The organism is Thermococcus sp., assembly GCF_027008145.1.
Lineage (GTDB): Archaea > Methanobacteriota_B > Thermococci > Thermococcales > Thermococcaceae > Thermococcus.
On the sequence record NZ_JALTCZ010000055.1, the window covers coordinates 1 to 2,882 of the forward strand.

Sequence of the window (2,882 nt, forward strand, 5' to 3'; positions counted from 1 at the left end):
TGGGTCTATGACCTGAGCTTCGATGAGGAGACTGGGGACATACTCGTCATAGTGGCTGAACCAGACGAGGATCTCGACACGAGCGAGTTCGTCACCGACAGCGAAGGGCTCCTCCTCATCCCGGTCAATGCTGTAAAGAGCATCGGCGAGGTCATAATCATAGACTCCGCCAAGCTGGCAACCCGCTCCAAGATAAGGAAGAAGACTCAGCAGTTGCCGAAGTCGACACCGGAGAAGAAGCCCGAGAGGGAGGAAGGTCTCCCCAAGCCGAAGGAGATAAAGCTTGAGCTTTAGTAGCCCTCGAAGAGTCTCTCAGCCAGAAACCTCGGAAGACCTGCTTCAATTATCTTTCTGGCCGTTTCTTCCACCTCATACTCGACCCGGTAAAAGTAAACGTTCTCTGAAGGTTCCTCCGTGTCAATGAGCGCGTATGAGGCCCTCCAGTCACCGTCCCTAGGCTGACCGACGCTCCCGGGATTGATTATCCTCCTCTTACCGATAACTTTCAGCATTGGCATGTGTGTGTGCCCTACGAGAAGGTCGTCCTGTCTTACGTAGCTGAGGACGTTCTTAAACTCGCTCTCCGGAAGCCAGGGGAAGAGGTACTCGTCGAGAGGTCTTCTTGGGGAACCGTGGATGAGGATGTAGCTCCTTCCAGTCTCGTCTGTGAAGAGTTGCCTCACAGGGAGGCGTCTTAAAAACTCAAGGTTTTCGACGCTCATAACTCTCTGGTGCCATCTGACCGCTTCCTTGGCGTAGGGATTGAAGCCCCAGTCTGCACCAAAGGCCACCGCGTTGTCGTGGTTTCCGCGAACGCAGAGGAACTCCCTTCTCTTCATCTTTTCCCTTACGAACTTGATGACCTCATCCGGGTTGGGGCCGTAACCTACGAGGTCGCCCATGCACAGGATTACATCTGCCCGCTTGACTTCCCTCCAAACAACCTTAAGTGCTTCAAGGTTCGAGTGGATGTCCGAAATGAGTGCGATGAGCATGGGCCCCACCGGAGAAAAAAATGGTGGTTGGGCTTATAGGCTATTTGGTCGATTCTTTACCTCTTCCACAGCCCCCAAGTGAGGAAGATAGCCCCTAGGAGACCCGTGAGCACGGGAATATCTAGGCTTTCCCTCTCAGCGGGCGGGATTTCAACCGTGCAGTTGGTGCTGAGAGTGAGGTTGCTGAAGGAAAAGCCCCCTCTCAGAACGAGCTCTCTTGGTTTCCATTCGACGGTTATCCCGTAGGTCTCAAACTTCCCGGGACCTAGCTCCAAGTTTATTCTGTAACCTGTAGCCCTGAGACCCACGCCCCCTCGACAGCTCGTGCAGAAGGAGGCGAGCACTTTCTGGGGAGAGCCAGTAAAGGTTCTGTTTCCGGCAGAGGCTTTGGAGTCTGTAAAGAGGAAATCCATCCCTCTCTCGCCGAGAACCGAGAACGAACCTCTGGGGCTGGTGGCGTTGAGACTGAAGCCCCTTGAGACGTTTATCTTGGCATCCCTCCTGAGAATGAATCTTCCGCCGGAGAAGTTAACCGAAGGCACGTGCAGGGCCCTCGAATCCGAGTAAAAAACTATGAAGCTGGCGTTTACCGGGAGTTCAGGTATTAAAACAGTCCCGGTTACTGGGCCTCTTGGAACGTAAACCTCTCCTCTCTTCACGAGCTTCACGTTTTCCCTGGCCAAACTCAGCTCCGGGAGGCTCGAATTTACCTCCAGAGCGAGGAGCGAACCGTTAATCCAGGCACCATTTTTGACGACCGTTGAGTGAAGGCTATAATACGGGCTCGGAGCCGGCATCGCGGAAGTGCAGGCTGGCCTCTGGATGCTTTCGTTGTAGGTTATCCCTGAGGTAAAGAGAAGCAGGACTCCGAGGAGGACAAAGGTCCTTCTCAAATCTTTCACCTTTCTGAGTTGAAAAAAGGTTATAAAAGCTTATCGGAAGAAGCTAAAGGGAGTCACTCCCTCTTCTGCTTGGCCTTCCACCTGCTCCAGCGGTAGAGTGCAGCGAGGGCCTTTACAGCCCTGTCCGGTTCAGGATAGGCGGGAATGCCCTCCTCGTTGAGCCTGTCGATTGCTTCCTTGGCCTCTATACCACCGACGATGGCAACGACCAGCGGCTTCTTCCTTCCGCTCTCGTTGTACTCGCGGATGACTATCTCGGCGAGATCCCTCGGGTCGAGCACAGCCGTCTGACAGTAGAGAACCGCTATGCTGTGCATGTTGGGGTTCCTGAGAGCTTCTCTGATAGCCCCTTCATAGCCCTCGGCCCCTGCCATTCCAGTGAGGTCAACGGGGTTCTTGTAGGAACCGAAGGGCGGCATGTAGTTGGAGAAGACCTTCAGTTCGTTGAGGTCATCGTAGAGGTGGAGACCGCTCTCCTCGGCTGCATCGGTTGCCATAACACCTATCCCACCGCCGTTGGTGATTATCACGAAGTTCTCCCCTTCAGGTTCAGGAAGGTTGCTGAGAGCCCTCGCGTAGTCGAATGCCTCGCCGATGGTGTAGGCCCTTATGACACCGCTCTGCTTGAAGGCTGCGTCGTATATCCTGTCGCTTCCAGCGAGTGAGCCGGTGTGGCTGGCTGCTGCCTTTGCACCGCGCTCACTCCTTCCAGCCTTGATGATGACTATCGGCTTGACCTTGCTGACCTTTCTGGCCGTCTCTAGGAAGCGCCTCCCGTTCTTGACACCTTCCATGTAGATGAGTATTGCCTTGGTGTTCCCGTCCTCCTTGAAGAATTCGAGTAAATCGGCATCGTCAATGTCGCTCTTGTTCCCTATGCTGACAACGGCCGAGAGGCCGACCTTTTCAAGAATCGTCCAGCCCATCAGGGCTATTCCCAAAGCGCCGCTCTGGCTTATGAGTGCCAGCGGGCCCGGTAAGACAT

The 2,882-nt window shown here is 54.5% G+C and carries 4 protein-coding genes; 1 reads left to right on the forward strand and 3 read right to left on the reverse strand.

Annotation, left to right across the window (positions count from 1 at the left end; translation table 11 throughout):
• A partial coding sequence (locus MVD07_RS02585) for a PRC-barrel domain-containing protein (RefSeq protein ID WP_297498252.1) occupies positions 1-294 on the forward strand: 294 nt, incomplete at its 5' end.
• Here the strand turns inward: MVD07_RS02585 and MVD07_RS02590 are convergent.
• The 3 genes from MVD07_RS02590 to MVD07_RS02600 all read right to left on the reverse strand — a co-directional run.
• Complete coding sequence (locus MVD07_RS02590; protein WP_297498258.1) at positions 291-995, reverse strand: metallophosphoesterase family protein; 705 nt, start codon at positions 993-995, stop codon at positions 291-293. The two genes, MVD07_RS02585 and MVD07_RS02590, sit on opposite strands and share 4 nt — an antisense overlap.
• A 56-nt stretch (positions 996-1,051) precedes the next feature.
• Positions 1,052-1,897 (reverse strand): hypothetical protein, encoded by an 846-nt coding sequence (locus MVD07_RS02595; RefSeq protein WP_297498254.1) that lies wholly within the window; start codon positions 1,895-1,897, stop codon positions 1,052-1,054.
• 53 nt (positions 1,898-1,950) lie between these two features.
• A partial coding sequence (locus MVD07_RS02600) for an acetyl CoA synthetase (protein ID WP_297498257.1) occupies positions 1,951-2,882 on the reverse strand: 932 nt, incomplete at its 5' end.

Excerpts from the sequence above, each read along its gene's own strand:
- MVD07_RS02590 (WP_297498258.1), bottom strand. The coding sequence starts at position 995 with ATGCTCATCGCACTCATTTCGGACATCCACTCGAACCTTGAAGCACTT.